Genomic DNA, 16320 nt, shown 5'->3' with positions numbered 1-16320 from the left:
GACAGAAGAGCCTTTTTAGGTTCTTCTGTCTTTTTCCATATTATAATAAACGTCAGCCAGCGCACGCTCGAATCTGCCGGTCGTTTTCGGTACATAATACTGCTCATGTTTCAGGACGTCCGGGAGATACTGCTGGGGAACCCAGCCTCTCACGTCATCGTGGGGGTATTGATAGGTGCTGCCGCGTCCCAGTTTTTCGGCTCCTTTGTAGTGGGCATCTTTCAGATGAAGCGGAATGTCCGGCGTTCCGTACTTCAGAAGAGATTCCCGCGCTTGATCAAAAGCTTGATAAGCACTGTTTGATTTAGGGGAAAGGCATAGTTCTACAACGGCATCGGCAAGCGGAATTCTCGCTTCCGGAAATCCGAGGCGCTCCGCTGCTTCCACAGCCGCAAGCGCTCTCGGTCCGGCCTGCGGACTCGCCAGGCCGATATCTTCATAGGCAGTGACAACAAGGCGTCTGCCGATGCTGACGAGATCCCCTGCTTCTACAAGCCGGGCCAGGTAGTGAAGAGCCGCGTCTGCATCGCTTCCGCGGATGGATTTCTGGAACGCCGAGAGTACATCATAGTGGGCATCCCCGTCCTTGTCATGCTGGAAGCTTTTTTTCTGAATGCATTCTTCTGCTGTGGCAAGGTCAATGGTGACGGTATCATCTTCATCTGCAGGCGTGGATAGTACTGCCAGTTCCAGAGCGCCTAAAGCCGTCCGGAGATCTCCGCCGCCTGCTTCAGCTAGATGACGGGCGGCATCTTCATTCAGTACGGCCTCGTAGTTCCCTAGCCCCCGCTCTTTATCCAGAAGAGCATAGTGAAGCGCGTCGATGACGTCATCGATAGAAAGGCGCTGCAGCTCAAAGATCTGGCAGCGGCTCCGGATGGCGGGATTAATGGCATGGTAAGGGTTGGCCGTCGTCGCGCCGATCATAATAATTAATCCCTTTTCCAGGTGGGGAAGCAGAAAATCCTGTTTCGTTTTATCAAGACGGTGCACTTCGTCCATAATAACAATCAGCTGGTTGGAAATCTTCGCTTCTTCCACCACGATCTCCATGTCTTTTTTATTATGTTCTACCGCATTCATCATTTTAAACGGAATATCAGTGCTTCCCGCCACGGCCGAAGCGATGGATGTTTTTCCTGTACCCGGCGGACCGTAGAGAATCATGGAAGACAGTTTTCTCGTCTGAATCATACGCTGCAGCAGTCTGCCTTCACTGAGCAGGTGATCCTGCCCGATCACTTCATCAATGGTCCGCGGACGCATGCGGTACGCGAGTGGCTGCTGTTTATTCATAAGAAAGGCTCCTTTTATGCAAGAACATTAGTTCTAATATAACACAAAAAGCCTTTCGTAAACAGAGAAAGAACAGAGAAAGATGACCGATATCATTCAGCTTTTATGCAAAAGGTAGTCTGTTCATGCTATAATGACCAAGGATTCAATCGAAATAAGCAAAAACCGGATACCGGGTGTTCTTGATGGGAGTTGTAAGATAGTATGGAGAGAGAGTTTGCAAAACATGAACACCTTATCGCAAGGTGGCTTATATTTACGGTCGGTATTATCATCATGTCATTCGGCATTGCGCTGATGATTAAAGCCAGGCTTGGAAGTGCCCCGTGGGATGTGCTTCATGTCGGTCTTCAGCATCAGTTTGGTCTGACTGTCGGCACCTGGAGTATCATCATTGGTATTGGTATCATCGCGGTGTCCTCATGGATGGAACGTCGTATGCCGCAGGCCGGCAGTGTCGTGAATATGCTTGTCGTCGGCGTATTTATCGACTTGTTTTTATGGATGTTGTCCACACCTGATTCCTACATCTTAAGATTGCTCATGCTTCTTGCGGGAATCATAGTGATAGGCTGGGGAATCGGTACGTATATTGCACCCGGATGCGGAGCGGGGCCCAGAGACAGTTTAATGCTGGCGCTGCAGAAACGGACGGGTTGGAAAGTGTCCCGGGTACGCGGCTTGATGGAAGTACTTGTCCTTATTATTGGATGGGTTCTCGGCGGTCCCGTCTTTATTGGGACAATCCTGTTTTCCTTTGGAATCGGCCAGGTAGTGGGATTTACCCTCCCTCAATGCGAAAAGATGGTGAACCGACTGTTAGGAAGAGGTGGAACACATGAAAATATCGACGAAAGGTCGTTACGGACTTACGATTATGATGGCACTGGCTGAAAAATACGGTGAAGGACCCGTGTCGTTAAAATCTATCGCGAAGGAACATGAGTTATCAGAACATTACCTGGAACAGCTGATCGCCCCTCTCCGCAACGCCATGCTCGTCAAAAGTGTCCGGGGGGCGCATGGCGGCTATATGCTGACTAAAAACGCAGCCGACATCACTGCCGGCGACATCATCCGGGTGCTTGAAGGGCCGATCAGCCCTGTGGAAGTGCTTGATGATGAGGAACCGGCGAAACGGGATTTATGGATTAAAATCCGGGATGCGGTCAAAGATGTACTGGATAACACAACCCTTGAAGATCTCTCTTCATATAAAGGAGACGACGACCACGAGTATTATATGTTTTATATTTAATTCAACAGGCGGGAGGAGAAACCAATGTCCGCTATTTATGTAGACCATGCGGCAGCCACTCCTGTATCGACAGAAGCTGCGGCTGCCATGATGGATGTGATGCAGTCTGATTTCGGCAATCCATCAAGCATTCATACCCACGGCAGACAGGCGCGCAAGCAGCTGGATGAAGCACGCCGGAAGCTCGCGGCGACCATCCATGCCGCTCCGGAGGAAATAGTATTTACCGGAACCGGTACAGAAGCCGACAATCTGGCTGTTACCGGGTACGCGCATGCTCATCAGCATAAAGGAAACCACATTGTGACGTCCGCGATCGAACACCATGCTGTGCTGCACACATGCCGGAAACTGGAGACAGAAGGGTTTGACGTGACGTACCTGGCGGTGGATGAAGAGGGCCGGGTGCATAAAGAGCAGGTAAAAGAGGCGGTAACAGAGCAGACGATACTGATTACGATCATGCACGGCAACAACGAGGTCGGCACGTTGCAGCCGATTCAGGACATCGCAGCTGCCGCGGCAGAAGAGAAGATCGCTTTTCATACCGATGCCGTTCAGTCTTACGGGATCGAGAAACTCGATGTCCAGGAGCTGCCGGTGACGATGCTTACCGCGTCTTCCCACAAAATCAACGGTCCTAAAGGAGCGGCATTTCTGTATGTGAGAAAAGGGACGTCTCTCACACCGGGTGTGACCGGCGGAGAACAGGAGCGTAAAAGACGTGCAGGCACGGAAAATGTGCCTGCGGCCGCCGGTTTTGCAGCTGCAGCCGAAGCGGCGGTAACAGACAGGCAGAGCCGCCGGAAGCATGCGGAGGCGCTCAGAAGCTGTTTTCTTGCCTGCTTACAGGAACATGAGGTATCGTTTACGTTAAATGGTCCAAAGGATCATTATCTGCCTCATATCGTCAATATTCATTTTCCGGGGATTGAAGTGGAATCCTTCCTCGTACGTCTTGATATGGAAGGTGTGTCCGCATCGAGCGGATCTGCCTGTACCGCCGGATCGGTCGAACCATCCCACGTTCTGCAGGCCATGTATCAGGATGATAACAGGGCAGAGGCATCTGTCCGATTCAGTTTTGGACCGGAAAACACGAAAGAAGAGATGGAGGAGCTTGCTGCCGTTATTAAAAAAATTACCGGCAGCATGCAGGCAGACATCTTTTAACATGGAGGTGAAACAAGTGACCAGCAGCAATAAACGGCCGGAAGATACAAAAGTAGTGGTCGGCATGTCCGGAGGTGTGGATTCCTCTGTCACCGCAGCCCTTTTGAAAGATGAAGGCTATGATGTCATTGGAATTTTTATGAAAAACTGGGACGACACTGATGAGAACGGCGTCTGCACCGCAACAGAAGATTACGACGATGTCATTACCGTCTGCAATCAGCTGGATATCCCGTACTATGCGGTGAACTTTGAGAAAAAGTACTGGGACACGGTGTTCACTTATTTTCTTGATGAATATCAGGCCGGACGCACCCCGAATCCCGACATTGTATGTAACAAGGAAATTAAATTCAAGGCTTTCCTGCAGCACGCTCTGACCCTCGGTGCCGATTACGTGGCAACAGGCCACTATGCACAGGTCCGCACGGAAGAGGACGGTACGGTATCCATGCTTCGCGGAGTGGACTGGAACAAGGATCAGACGTATTTTCTGAATCAGCTCAGCCAAAAGCAGCTCTCACGCGTGATGTTTCCTCTCGGCGGCCTGCAGAAGCAGGAGGTGCGGAATATTGCACGGGAAAAGAACCTGAGCACAGCGGATAAAAAAGACAGCACCGGCATCTGTTTTATCGGCGAGCGCAACTTCAAGGAATTTCTGCAATCCTATCTGCCGGCCCAGCCGGGGAATATGGTGACGCCGGACGGTACCGTAAAAGGGATGCACGAAGGGCTGATGTATTACACCCTCGGACAGCGCCAGGGTCTTGGCATCGGCGGGCCCGGTGAACCGTGGTTTGTTATCGACAAAAACCTTAACGAAAATGAATTGATCGTCGGACAGGGATATCATCATGACGGATTGTATTCCGAAGGGCTGTACGCCTCGGGATTCAACTGGATTGATCACACAGAACGCACAGAAGCGTTTACCAGCACGGCGAAATTCCGTTACCGCCAGTCTGATCAGGAGGTTACTGTGTATCCAAAAGCGGATGGCAGCGCCTATGTGGCGTTTCATGAACCGCAGCGCGCCATTACGCCGGGACAGGCTGTCGTATTGTACGACGGGGATGTATGCCTTGGAGGCGCGACAATTGAAGAAGCGGTGAAAACGGGGGAAAGCGTGGGATCGTAACCGCGTTTTCCCTTTTTACTATGCACGAAAAAGGGGAATCAAGATGGATGAAAATGAACAGGCCGTAAAGGCGATAGCAGAGGGAGAACTCGAAAAAGCACTGGAACTGCTGAACCAGGCGATTGAAAAAAATCCGGATGATGCGACGGCCTATATTAATTTCGGTAATATACTGGCTGAAGCCGGGGAACCGGAACGGGCACTGTCATTTTACGACCGGGCGCTGAAAATCGATCCACAGGCGGCAGCGGCTTATTACGGGGCAGGAAATATATCCTACAACGCAGAAGAATACGATAAAGCGCGGCAGATGTATCAGAATGCGCATAAAGCGGGCCTTGATGACGCGAGTCTGCACTATATGACAGGCCTCACGTATTATCAGACGGAGGAAGTCCCTCATGCGCTGGCATGTTTTCAGCGGGCTCTCGAATGCGACGAAACCGACACTGAAGCACGCTTTTACTACGGCATGTGCCTTGCGCAGACCGAACAGGTGGAAGAAGCAGCGGTTGAGCTCGGCCGGGTGGTAAAAGAAGATGAGACGCATGCGGATGCATGGTATAATCTCGGGGTGGCGCGTCTTATGAATGATGAAGTGGACTCAGCCATCACTTGTTTTGATAAAGCCGTCGAAGCACAGCCGGATCATATGCTGGCGCTTAACGGACGGGAACAGGCGGAGAATCTGCGGGAAGAATAAGCCTCGGAAGGTGGTTGCCATGACGAATGTTTCCATGGCCGGAGAGTCTTATATCAGCGGTACGGTCATACATATCATTTTTCGTAATGAAGAGAACGGCTACACCGTGCTGCTCGTGAAAGTTCAGGAAGCATCGGAGGACTGTCAGGAGAAAAAAGTGACAGCGGTCGGCCATTTTCCGGTCATTGAAACGGATGAGCGGTACCGCTTTGAAGGACAGTTCAAGGAACACCCCCGATTCGGGCGGCAGTATCACGTACAGACGTTTCAAAAAGAACTGCCGACCGAACGGGATGCTTTTATTCAATATCTTGCGAGTGACCGGTTTCCCGGCATTGGAGAGAAAACAGCAGAAAAAATGGTGGATACGTTTGGGGAAAATGTCATCACCACCATCCTGGACGATAAAGAAAAGCTGAAAAAAATAAAAGGCCTGAATGACAAAACAAGACAGAAGATTTATGAAGCGATGCTTGAGAACCAAGGGATGGAACGGGCCATGACGATGCTCACCCGGTACGGGTTTGGAATGGATCTTGCTGTCAAAATCTATCATGTCTACCGTGAGACGACATTTGATGTTATTCAGGAAACGCCGTACAAGCTTGTATGGGATGTGGAGGGCATCGGATTTGTAAAAGCGGACCGGCTCGGCCGCAGCTTAGGTATAGGCCGGGACGACCCGGAACGGTTGAAAGCGGGTCTATTATATGTTTTGTTTGAGCAAACAATGCAGGGTGGCCACGTCTATGTACCGTACGAATTTCTGCTCGAAAACGCCGGAGCGCTCTTAAGCGGAGAGGATTTTCAGGTGGACGCAGAGCTGCTCCAACCGCCGCTTCTGCAATTGATAGAAGAGGATAAAATGGTGGAAGAACAGCACCGGATCTATCTTCCGTCGCTGTACTTCGCGGAAAAAGGGTTTGTGACAAATGTCAAAAACATGACCGCTTTGGTGGAAGAAACAGAGGCGGCCTACTCGGAAGCTGATTTTCTGACAGCACTCGGTGAAACCGAAGAGGAATTCGGCATTGAGTATGCAGAGCAGCAGAAAGAGGCAATTAGACAGGCACTTTCGTCCCAGCTCATGATTTTGACCGGAGGGCCGGGAACCGGTAAAACGACGGTCATACGCGCTATTGTACAGATGTTTTCCAAACTGCATGAGTTTTCCCTCGACCGCTCGCAGTATAAAAAAGATGAACCGTTTCCGGTGCTGCTGGCGGCACCGACCGGCCGGGCGGCGAAACGGATGAAAGAATCGACCGGCCTGGAAGCTTCCACGATTCATAAATTACTGGGGTACAGCGGAGAAGGAGAAGAAGACGTATTTGAAAAAGATGAGGATGAACCGCTGGAAGGAAAAGTGCTCGTCGTGGATGAAGTGTCGATGGTTGATATGTGGCTGGCCAACCAGTTGTTCCGCTCGATCCCCGAAGGCATGCAGGTGATACTTGTCGGGGATGAAGACCAGCTTCCATCCGTCGGTCCCGGCCAGGTCCTGACCGATCTCATGGATTCCGGCATCGTCCTGGTTACCGCTCTGTCTGTCGTATACCGCCAGGCGGAAGGCTCGTCCATTATCCAGCTGGCCCACTCCATCAAACAGGGAATGCTGCCAACAGATCTGCCGGCAGCCTACGAAGACCGGCGCTTTTTTCCGTGCGGCAGAGATAACGCGGCTGACTTGATTGAGCAGGTGTGTGCCGGTGCGTTTAAAAAAGGATATCCGCCCATGGACATTCAGGTACTGGCCCCGATGTACAAAGGTCCTGCCGGTGTGCATGAACTGAACCGGAGGCTGCAGCAGCTGTTCAATCCCCCGGAGAATAAATCACGGAAAGTGACCTTCGGTGATGCCGTCTACTCGAAGGGAGATGTCATCCTGCAGCTCGTCAATAATCCGGAGGAGCAGGTGTACAACGGAGATCGGGGCGTCGTGGAAGCGATCTTTGAAGCCAGGGAAACGGTGGATAAACAAATGCAGATCGTTCTCTCCTTTGAAGGGAAGGAAGTTACTTATTCCCGTCAGGATCTGAACCAGATTATGCTGGCCTACTGTTCGTCGATCCATAAGGCACAAGGCAGCGAATTTCCGATTGTTGTGGCCCCCGTTCTGATGTCCTACCGGCGGATGCTGAAACGCAACCTGCTGTATACCGCGGTAACGAGGGCCCGGGATTACCTGATTATGGCCGGAGAAGAACGTGCCATTCAATATGCGATCGAAAATGACAGCAAAGATGAACGGTATACGATGCTGAAAGAAAAATTGACAGGAACAGAAGAAATGGAAGACACATAAAAGACACGGTTTGTTTTCCATGTATAGACATAAGCGCAGCAGGGCAGGATGGATACTGTTTTCATTAAATCACAACGTAAAGGAGCGGTATGCCTGATGCACTGCCCTTACTGCAAATCAAAATTAACCGGAAAACTTGGAGCAAATCATTATTACTGCTGGGACTGTTTCGTCGAATGGACGATAGAAGACGGGGAATACACGCTGTATCAGGTCGAGGAAGACGGTTCACTGTGCTGCTTGGATGATCTGTTTGGAAAGCACTGGTACCTTGAAGAAAGAGGCTGAGATATTTTCTGGTGTGCTGCCGAACCTGATGTGACGGTCCAAGCTGTCTGTATTCATAAAGCGTGTGGTTTTGTTCCATCCTAATCAAAAAAGGGGTGGGACGCATTATGACGCGTGAAGAGGGACAAATATGGACGCAGCGTCTGGTCATTCTGCTGTTAATCTTTGTACTGATATATTTCCTTTACCTGCTGCACCCGGTCTGGATACCGGTACTCGGAATGGCCGGAAGGGTACTTCTGCCTTTTTTGGCGGCATCTGTGATTGCCTACCTGCTTCATCCACTGATTGATGTGCTGCATAAATGGCACGTTCCCCGCCCGCTTGCTATCTTATCCGTCTATATACTTTTTTTCGGCGGAGGGATTTGGCTTGTCTGGTATTACAGTCCGGTCATGATTCAGGAAATGCAGCGGTTTGTCCGAAGCATTCCGTTTTATATGGATCAGGTGTATGAATGGACGACGATGCTGCACCGCCGTGTAGATATGCTTCCTCCCGGTGTTCATGATCATATTGAGATGTCGTTTCAGGAAACGCAGAAGAGAGCAGTCGATTCGATCCGCGGGCTGGCAGGACGGTGGAAAGACGTACTGGACGCGGCCATCATGATGATACTTCTGCCTTTTCTCGTATTTTATTTCGTAAAAGACTACCGTGCCTTTCAGAAATTTGTGAAGCGGGTAACGCCCGTCCGGTGGCGCGATGAAGCTCATCTTTTGGCTGTATCTATCGATGAAGCGTTAGGAAGTTATATCCGCGGCCAGTTCATCGTTGCCGGTACGGTCGGTCTTCTGTCGACGCTTGCGCTGTTCTGGATGGACGTTCCCAGTGCTCTTATTCTCGGACTGTTTATCGGTTTAACCGATATTATTCCGTATTTCGGCCCCATACTGGGAGCGATCCCCGCTGTCATTGCGGCTGGTACCGTATCCGTTAACAAAGCGGTACTGACGGCAGCTGTCCTTTTTATTATCCAACAGATTGAAGGTAATCTGCTGTCGCCCTATATTGTCGGCAGAAATGTACACATACATCCACTGATGATTGTGTTTGCCCTGCTTCTCGGCTTTGAAGCAGCCGGTGTAATCGGCCTTCTTCTGGCAGTTCCGCTCTTTGTTGTCGTCCATCACGTGATCGCTGTGTTTCATTCCCACAGAAACAGAAAAAAGAATGAAGATTGACATATAACGTGATATCTTATATAACTAAAGAAGCATGAAAATACCAAACGTGAAGATGGGAAAAGTAAGCGAAAAAACCCCGTTCAGAGACCGTTTTAGGACGCTGTGATAAAACGGCGGGACGTTTCGCCGAAAAGCTGCCCCGGAGTGCAGAAAAATACTGCCGTACGCTGCGTTAAAGCGCAAAAGTTGACAGGCTCCCGCGGGGAGTCTGTAAACAGGGTGGTAACGCGATACATCTCGTCCCTGCATGGAGCGGGGCGGGATTTTTTTCGTACATACATAGGAAGAACAGGAGGAATGATGGTATGACGGTTCATACGTCTGCGGAAGTAAGACAGCAGTTTCTTGATTTTTTCAAACAGAAAGGACATGATGTGGAGCCGAGTGCATCGCTTGTCCCGCGCGAAGATCCGACCCTTCTATGGATCAACAGCGGTGTGGCTACACTCAAAAAATACTTTGACGGCCGGGTGATCCCGGAGAATCCGAGAATCGTGAACGTCCAGAAGTCCATCCGTACCAACGACATAGAGAATGTCGGCAAAACAGCAAGGCACCATACCTTTTTTGAAATGCTCGGCAATTTCTCCATCGGAGACTATTTTAAAAAAGAAGCGATAGAATTTGCATGGGAATTTCTGACGAGTGATCGCTGGATCGGATTTGAACAGGAGCGGCTTTCCGTCACTGTTCATCCGGAAGATGAAGAAGCTTATGAGTACTGGAAGAACGATATCGGTATTCCGGAAGAGAGAATTATTCGTCTTGAGGAGAATTTCTGGGATATCGGCGAAGGACCAAGCGGACCGAATACGGAGATTTTTTATGACCGGGGCCCTGCGTACGGCGATGATCCTAAGGACCCGGAACTTTATCCGGGCGGGGAGAATGAGCGGTACCTTGAAATATGGAATCTCGTATTTTCCCAGTTCAACCATAACCCGGATGGAACGTACACGCCGCTTCCTAAGAAAAATATCGATACCGGTATGGGTCTGGAGCGGATTGTGTCTGTCATTCAGGAAGCACCTACGAACTATGATACGGATCTGTTTCTCCCGATTATCCGCCGGACTGAAGAGATCGCAGGAGTAACATACGGGGCGGCAGACGATAATGATACAGCGCTGAAAGTGATCGCCGACCACATCCGTACCGTCAGTTTTGCCATCGGCGACGGCGCGCTTCCATCCAATGAGGGACGGGGATACGTGCTCCGCCGTCTGCTCCGCCGCGCCGTCCGGTATGCCAAAATGATAGGCCTTGAGCGGGCATTTATGTACGAACTGGTTCCCATTGTCGGAGAGATTATGAAGGATCACTATCCGGAAGTAAAAGAAAAAGAGGCGTTCGTTCAGAAAGTCATAAAAAACGAAGAAGAACGGTTTCATGAAAGACTGAGCGAAGGTCTTGCCATTCTCTCGGATATTATGAAAAAAGAAAAAGAAAACAACAGCAGTGTCATCTCCGGTAAAGATGTGTTCCGCCTCTACGATACATACGGCTTCCCGGCAGATTTGACAGAAGAATATGTGACGGAGGAAGGTTTCTCCATCAACGAGCAGGAATTCGAAGAAGAGATGCAGGCTCAGCGCGACCGCGCCCGCGCGGCGAGAAAGGACAGCGGGTCCATGCAGACGCAGGATGCGGTGCTGACGGATGTGACGGCTGAAAGTGAATTCGTCGGGTATGACGTGCTGCAGACGAAAGCAGAGATTCAAGTGATGCTGCATGAGAGGGAACTTATTGACACCGTGCCGGAAGGGATGACAGCGCACGTCATTCTGGACCGTACCCCGTTTTATGCGGAAAGCGGCGGCCAGGTTGCAGACAAAGGCGTTCTGTACCACGATCAGGCAGAAGCGGATGTGGTCGATGTCCAAAGAGCGCCGAACGGCCAGAATCTCCATACTATCACTGTAACAAAAGGTGCGCTGCGAACCGGTGCCGCAGTAAATGCTGCAGTGGAAGAACGGAGCCGGGTTGACATTGTGAAAAACCATACGGCGACCCATCTTCTGCATCAGGCGCTGAAAGATGTACTCGGCGAACATGTGAATCAGTCCGGTTCTCTTGTGGAACAGGATTATCTCCGCTTCGACTTTTCTCATTTCGGCCAGGTCACGACAGAGGAAATCGAACAGATCGAGCGTATCGTGAACGATAAAGCGGCCCAGGCCGTTCCGGTTGTTATAGAAGAAATGAAGCTCGAAGAAGCGAAGGATATGGGTGCGATGGCGCTGTTTGGAGAAAAATACGGCGAAGATGTCCGCGTCGTGCAGGTTGACGATTACAGCATTGAACTGTGCGGGGGCTGTCACGTCAACAACACAGCGGAGGTCGGCATCTTTAAAATTACGTCCGAAGCCGGCATTGGTGCAGGCGTCCGACGTATAGAAGCCGTAACCGGCAGAAAAGCGTTTGACTATATCAACAATCAGCTGTCTCTGTTAAAGGAAACAGGGGAAATGTTGAAAGCAAAAACAGTACAGGATGTACCTCAGCGCGCAGAAGCGCTGCAGCAGCAGGTACGGGAACTGCAGCGTGAAAACGAATCACTGTCATCCAAACTCGGCAATATCGAAGCGGGGAATCTGATGAATCAGGGAACGACTGTTAACGGTGTGTATGTCGTTGCCAAACAGGTGGAAGCACCAGATATGGATGGACTGCGCAACACGGTGGATGAATTGAAACAGCAGTTGGATTCCGGTATTATTGTGCTCGGCACGATTAATGACGGCAAAGTCAATATCGTTGCAGGCGTAACGAAAGACCTGATTGAACAGGGATATAAAGCGGGAGAAATTGTGAAACAGACCGCCTCCATCTGTGGCGGCGGAGGCGGCGGCCGGCCGGATATGGCACAGGCCGGCGGCAAAAATCCGGATAAACTTCCGGAGGCTCTGGCAGCTGTTGAAGAGATTGTGAGCCGTTTCTAGCATACAAATGCCGGTGTGTGTTCATATCCAGCTTCGACTCCCGAACGCTTGAAGGAATGACACCTTGGAATCCGTGCGGCACCTGCACAACACGTGGTGTGATCAGCCGGACTTTTGCTGTCAGGAACGTCTGCACTTTTCTTAAATCCATTTCCTAAACAGGAATAATTAGTGTACAATGAGGACAGGCTTAAAAACGGCTGTTACGGTGGAGGCCGTTCGGATCGAGAGCGGAAGTATGTAGGAAGAGGAGGTGTATGGAATGGATTATAATGACAGCACCATGAAGTTTAATGTCCAGGACGAAACGACGGACAAAGATGCGGGAGATGTATTACTGGCGGTATATGACGCCCTGGAGGAAAAAGGGTATAATCCCATCAATCAGATTGTAGGTTATCTGTTGTCCGGTGATCCTGCATACATTCCAAGATACAAAGAGGCAAGGACGCTTATCCGTAAATTGGAACGTGATGAAATGATAGAAGAACTGGTACGTTCTTATTTAACGGCGCACAGGAAGGAGAATGAATGAAGGTACTGGGGATCGATGTTGGAAACAAGCGTATAGGAGTGGCAGTCTCCGATGCGCTTAGATGGACCGCACAGGGACTGGAGACGATTCATATCAAGGGGGAGGACCCTCTGGAATCGTTCCCCCGTATTTATGAACTTCTCGTGGAACATGAAGCACATGAAATTGTCGTCGGACTTCCAAAAAATATGAACGGAACAATAGGACCGCGCGGAGAACAGTGCCTGGACTTTGCGGAAAAACTGAAAAAAAAATATGACGTGCAGGTTTCCATGTATGATGAAAGACTAACCACCCGGGCCGCAGAACGGACACTGATAGAAGCGGATGTAAGCCGGAAAAAAAGAAAAAAAGTAGTCGATAAAATGGCTGCCGTCATGATACTGCAGGGATACTTAGATCAGGAACAGTCAGGTTCCATATAACGGAGGTATAAAAATGGCCGAAGAAGAAAATGAGCGGATTGTGATTCCGGACGAAGACGGAAATGAACACTTATTTGACCTGCTTTTTACGTTTGATGTGAATGAGACAGGTTACTCCTACATGGTACTCACCGCTGCCGGAGATCAGGAGAGCGAAGAAGAAGAAATCGAAGTGTTTGCTTTCCGGTATGAAGAAGGCGAAGAAGAGGGCGAAGAATTGTCCCTTTTTCCGATTGAAAGCGATGAAGAATGGGAAATGGTCGAAGAAATGGTTGAAACGTTCAGTGAAGGGGAAGACGAAGAATAAGTCCTATTCATTCCGAAGTCTTGCGGGGCATCGCTCCGCAGGGCTTTTTTAGTATCCGGGCCAATATTGACGGATACTGTATAATGGAATCGATAGGAGGGGAAGACTGCAATGTTTGGACGAACGAAGAAAGAGGGCTTGACAGAGAAAGAGAAGCAGGCCGGTATTGTCAGAAAAATCATTCTAATCACCCTTGCCATCCTTGTTCTGCTGGCTGCAGCAGCTGCGGTCGGGGGATGGCTTTACATATCATCTGCTCTGGAGCCGGTGGACGAAAACTCTGAGGAGCAGGTGACGGTGGAAATACCGATTGGTTCGAGCGCATCCGACATCGGTTCTATTCTGGAAGATGCGGGTGTGATTCATAACGGCACGGTATTTCAGTATTATGTGCGCTATAAAAATGAACAGGGGCTGCAGGCCGGAACGTACGAATTATCGCCATCGATGGAGATAGATACCATTATTGACCGGCTGAAAGAAGGAACCGTAATGAAGGAGCCGGCGTTTTCTTTTACGATTCCGGAAGGAACATGGTATGAAGACATTGTTCAGACGATTGCCGAAGCTGGACCGCATGACGCGGAAGCTATCAGGTCGAAACTGTCGGATGAAGAATATCTTAATCAGCTGATTGAAGAATATGATGTACTGACGGATACAGTGCTGAACGAAGAAATACGTTATCCGCTGGAAGGGTATCTTTTCCCTGCTACGTATGAATTTGTTGACGAAAATGCGTCCATTGAAAAAATCACGGCACGGATGATTGAACAAACAGAGGAAATTATGGTAGAATTTTCGGAACAAGTGGAGGAGTCGGACTATACGTTCCATGAACTTCTGACACTTGCTTCCATTGTTGAACGTGAAGCCCGCAAGCAGGAAGACCGTCCGAAAATTGCCGGCGTCCTGTTCAACAGACTGGAAGAAGGAATGCGTCTGGAAGTGGATCCAACGGTTTCTTATGCGATGGGAGAGCATAATTACATGACGTCATCAGAAGATCTGCAAACGGATTCTCCATTTAACACGTATCAACATACCGGAATTCCGCCGGGGCCTATAGCAAGTCCGGGACGTTCTTCTATTCAAGCTGTCATGAACCCGGAAGATAATGATTATCTCTTTTTCTATGCACGGCCGGGTGGTGAAGTGATTTATAATGAGAATTATGAAGAGCACCGCCAGGTTCAGGAAAAATACCGGCATGAATGGGTGGAAGCCCGGGAGGAATAGGCGTAACAAGGCGGATTTGAGGTCATATATGAATCCGCAGAACGGCTTCTCCGATTCATACAGGGGGAGGCCTTATTTTGTAATGAACCAAAAAGAAAATCTCTGTAAAACGCAGGGGAACCGAATTCCATTTCAAAATCAAAGATATAGAGGACAGCGTATGAAAGATCAATCCGCCATTCAAACGTACATGGAATGTCTGAACAAAAAAGATCATACACTTTTTCGTAACATGGAAGCCTTTGCGCGGGACGAAGGTGTTCCCATTATGGAAAAAGATGCGATGGAAGTCGTGCTGCAGCTTTTACAAGTGCATGACAGCCGCCGTATTCTGGAAATAGGAACGGCAATCGGCTATTCCGCTCTTCGTATGGCATCAGCCCTGCCTGAAGCACATGTCATATCAGTAGAAAAAGATGAAACCTCTTACGAGCGGGCGCTTGAATTCAGAGAAAAAAGCGGTCTCGCCTCCCGCACATCTTTTCATAAAGGTGATGCACTGGAAAGGGTGCCGATTCTTGACGAAGAGGATGCATTTGATGTACTCTTTATTGATGCTGCAAAGGGAAAGTACAGGAATTTTTTTGATACGTACTTCCCTTATGTGAAGCATAATGGACTGGTTATCAGTGACAATGTGTTCTTTAAGGGGCTGGCCGCGGAGCCGGAGAAAGCGTCCGGAAGACTTCGGCCGATGGTGGATAAAATCCGCTCTTTTAATGAATACCTCTGCAGCCATCCGGAAGTGGAGACGTCATTTCTTCCTGTAGGAGACGGGGTGGCCGTCAGCAGAAAAACGTAAAAGAGTATTTGAAATGCAGCTGGAAGATGCGTATGATAATGGCAGTATAACCCAAATGGTGTACGCTTTTTCCGGTGTTCATAAAATATGATAATGCAGGAGCATTGATTGGAAAGAGGAGTGACAGTGATATGGCAGAAGAAAAACAGCATTACATGACTGAAGAAGGGAAACGTAAACTCGAAGAAGAATTTGAACAATTAAAAACAGAAAAGCGCCAGGAAGTGGTTGAACGAATTAAAATCGCCCGCAGTTTCGGTGATCTTTCGGAGAACTCGGAATATGATGCTGCCAAAGATGAACAGGCGTTTGTAGAAGGGCGCATCAGCCAGATCGAGCAGATGCTGAAAAACGCTGTTATTATAGAAGAAGATACCTCCAATAATTCAGAAGTCGCACTTGGGAAATCAGTGAGATTCAAGGAAATTCCGGATGGGGATGAAGAAGTATACACCATTGTCGGCAGTGCCGAATCCGATCCGCTGGAAGGAAAAATATCAAACGATTCTCCAATGGCCCAAAGTCTCCTCGGCCGCAAAGTAGGCGATCATGTAACAGTCAATACGCCGGGTGGAGAATTCGACGTTGAAATTCTGGAAGTAATGTAACATCAGCTTTCAAAGAGAGGGGGCTGTATCAAAAGGTTGTGAAAAAATGACCTTTTACAGCTCCTTTTTCTATTTCATATACAAAAAAATCGCCTCTTTCGGTATAATGAAGTC

16 protein-coding genes are annotated in these 16320 nt (G+C 49.4%); 15 read left to right on the top strand and 1 reads right to left on the bottom strand.

Going from position 1 to position 16320, the window contains the following annotated elements; translation table 11 throughout:
- Positions 1–15: 15 nt before the first annotated feature.
- Positions 16–1296 (bottom strand): replication-associated recombination protein A, encoded by a 1281-nt coding sequence (locus tag BM124_RS11540; protein WP_093337727.1) that lies wholly within the window; start codon positions 1294–1296, stop codon positions 16–18.
- A 204-nt stretch (positions 1297–1500) separates the two neighbouring features.
- On the opposite strand from BM124_RS11540, the gene BM124_RS11535 reads away from it, so the two are divergent.
- From BM124_RS11535 to greA, 15 genes are all read left to right on the top strand, one after another.
- The gene (locus BM124_RS11535) at positions 1501–2190 is read left to right on the top strand and encodes a YczE/YyaS/YitT family protein (protein ID WP_093337725.1); all 690 of its coding nucleotides are present in this window, start codon (positions 1501–1503) and stop codon (positions 2188–2190) included.
- The gene (cymR, locus tag BM124_RS11530) at positions 2135–2554 is read left to right on the top strand and encodes a cysteine metabolism transcriptional regulator CymR (protein WP_093337724.1); all 420 of its coding nucleotides are present in this window, start codon (positions 2135–2137) and stop codon (positions 2552–2554) included. The genes BM124_RS11535 and cymR overlap by 56 nt, the downstream gene beginning before the upstream one ends.
- Before the next feature lie 24 nt (positions 2555–2578).
- Positions 2579–3727: a cysteine desulfurase family protein gene (locus BM124_RS11525; RefSeq protein WP_093337722.1), complete on the top strand. Its 1149-nt coding sequence runs from the start codon at positions 2579–2581 to the stop codon at positions 3725–3727.
- 1 nt (position 3728) lies between these two features.
- Positions 3729–4865: a tRNA 2-thiouridine(34) synthase MnmA gene (mnmA, locus tag BM124_RS11520; RefSeq protein WP_093337720.1), complete on the top strand. Its 1137-nt coding sequence runs from the start codon at positions 3729–3731 to the stop codon at positions 4863–4865.
- A 43-nt stretch (positions 4866–4908) separates the two neighbouring features.
- Positions 4909–5568, top strand: a complete 660-nt coding sequence (locus BM124_RS11515) for a tetratricopeptide repeat protein (protein WP_093337719.1) — start codon at positions 4909–4911, stop codon at positions 5566–5568.
- A gap of 19 nt (positions 5569–5587) precedes the next feature.
- Complete coding sequence (gene recD2, locus BM124_RS11510) at positions 5588–7873, top strand: SF1B family DNA helicase RecD2 (protein ID WP_093337717.1); 2286 nt, start codon at positions 5588–5590, stop codon at positions 7871–7873.
- A gap of 96 nt (positions 7874–7969) precedes the next feature.
- Entirely contained in the window at positions 7970–8161 is a 192-nt protein-coding gene (locus BM124_RS11505) for a hypothetical protein (protein ID WP_093337715.1), read from the top strand.
- A gap of 107 nt (positions 8162–8268) precedes the next feature.
- Positions 8269–9345 carry an AI-2E family transporter gene (locus tag BM124_RS11500; protein WP_093337714.1) on the top strand — a complete coding sequence of 359 codons (1077 nt, stop codon included), beginning with the start codon at positions 8269–8271 and terminating at the stop codon, positions 9343–9345.
- Between the two features lie 308 nt (positions 9346–9653).
- The gene (gene alaS / locus BM124_RS11495; protein ID WP_093337712.1) at positions 9654–12290 is read left to right on the top strand and encodes an alanine--tRNA ligase; all 2637 of its coding nucleotides are present in this window, start codon (positions 9654–9656) and stop codon (positions 12288–12290) included.
- A 262-nt stretch (positions 12291–12552) separates the two neighbouring features.
- Entirely contained in the window at positions 12553–12825 is a 273-nt protein-coding gene (locus BM124_RS11490; RefSeq protein ID WP_093337710.1) for an IreB family regulatory phosphoprotein, read from the top strand.
- Positions 12822–13250, top strand: a complete 429-nt coding sequence (gene ruvX, locus BM124_RS11485; protein WP_093337709.1) for a Holliday junction resolvase RuvX — start codon at positions 12822–12824, stop codon at positions 13248–13250. Before BM124_RS11490 ends, ruvX begins: the two co-directional genes overlap by 4 nt.
- Before the next feature lie 13 nt (positions 13251–13263).
- Complete coding sequence (locus BM124_RS11480; protein ID WP_093337707.1) at positions 13264–13557, top strand: DUF1292 domain-containing protein; 294 nt, start codon at positions 13264–13266, stop codon at positions 13555–13557.
- A gap of 111 nt (positions 13558–13668) precedes the next feature.
- Positions 13669–14796 (top strand): endolytic transglycosylase MltG, encoded by a 1128-nt coding sequence (gene mltG, locus BM124_RS11475; RefSeq protein ID WP_093337706.1) that lies wholly within the window; start codon positions 13669–13671, stop codon positions 14794–14796.
- Positions 14797–14956: 160 nt separating this feature from the next.
- Positions 14957–15598 (top strand): O-methyltransferase, encoded by a 642-nt coding sequence (locus BM124_RS11470; RefSeq protein WP_093337849.1) that lies wholly within the window; start codon positions 14957–14959, stop codon positions 15596–15598.
- A gap of 131 nt (positions 15599–15729) precedes the next feature.
- Positions 15730–16206: a transcription elongation factor GreA gene (gene greA, locus BM124_RS11465; RefSeq protein ID WP_093337704.1), complete on the top strand. Its 477-nt coding sequence runs from the start codon at positions 15730–15732 to the stop codon at positions 16204–16206.
- The last annotated feature ends 114 nt before the right edge of the window (positions 16207–16320 follow it).

The organism is Salibacterium halotolerans (assembly GCF_900115625.1).
Taxonomy (GTDB): Bacteria; Bacillota; Bacilli; order Bacillales; family Marinococcaceae; genus Salibacterium; species Salibacterium halotolerans.
This window is presented reverse-complemented; position numbering and strand designations above follow the sequence as displayed.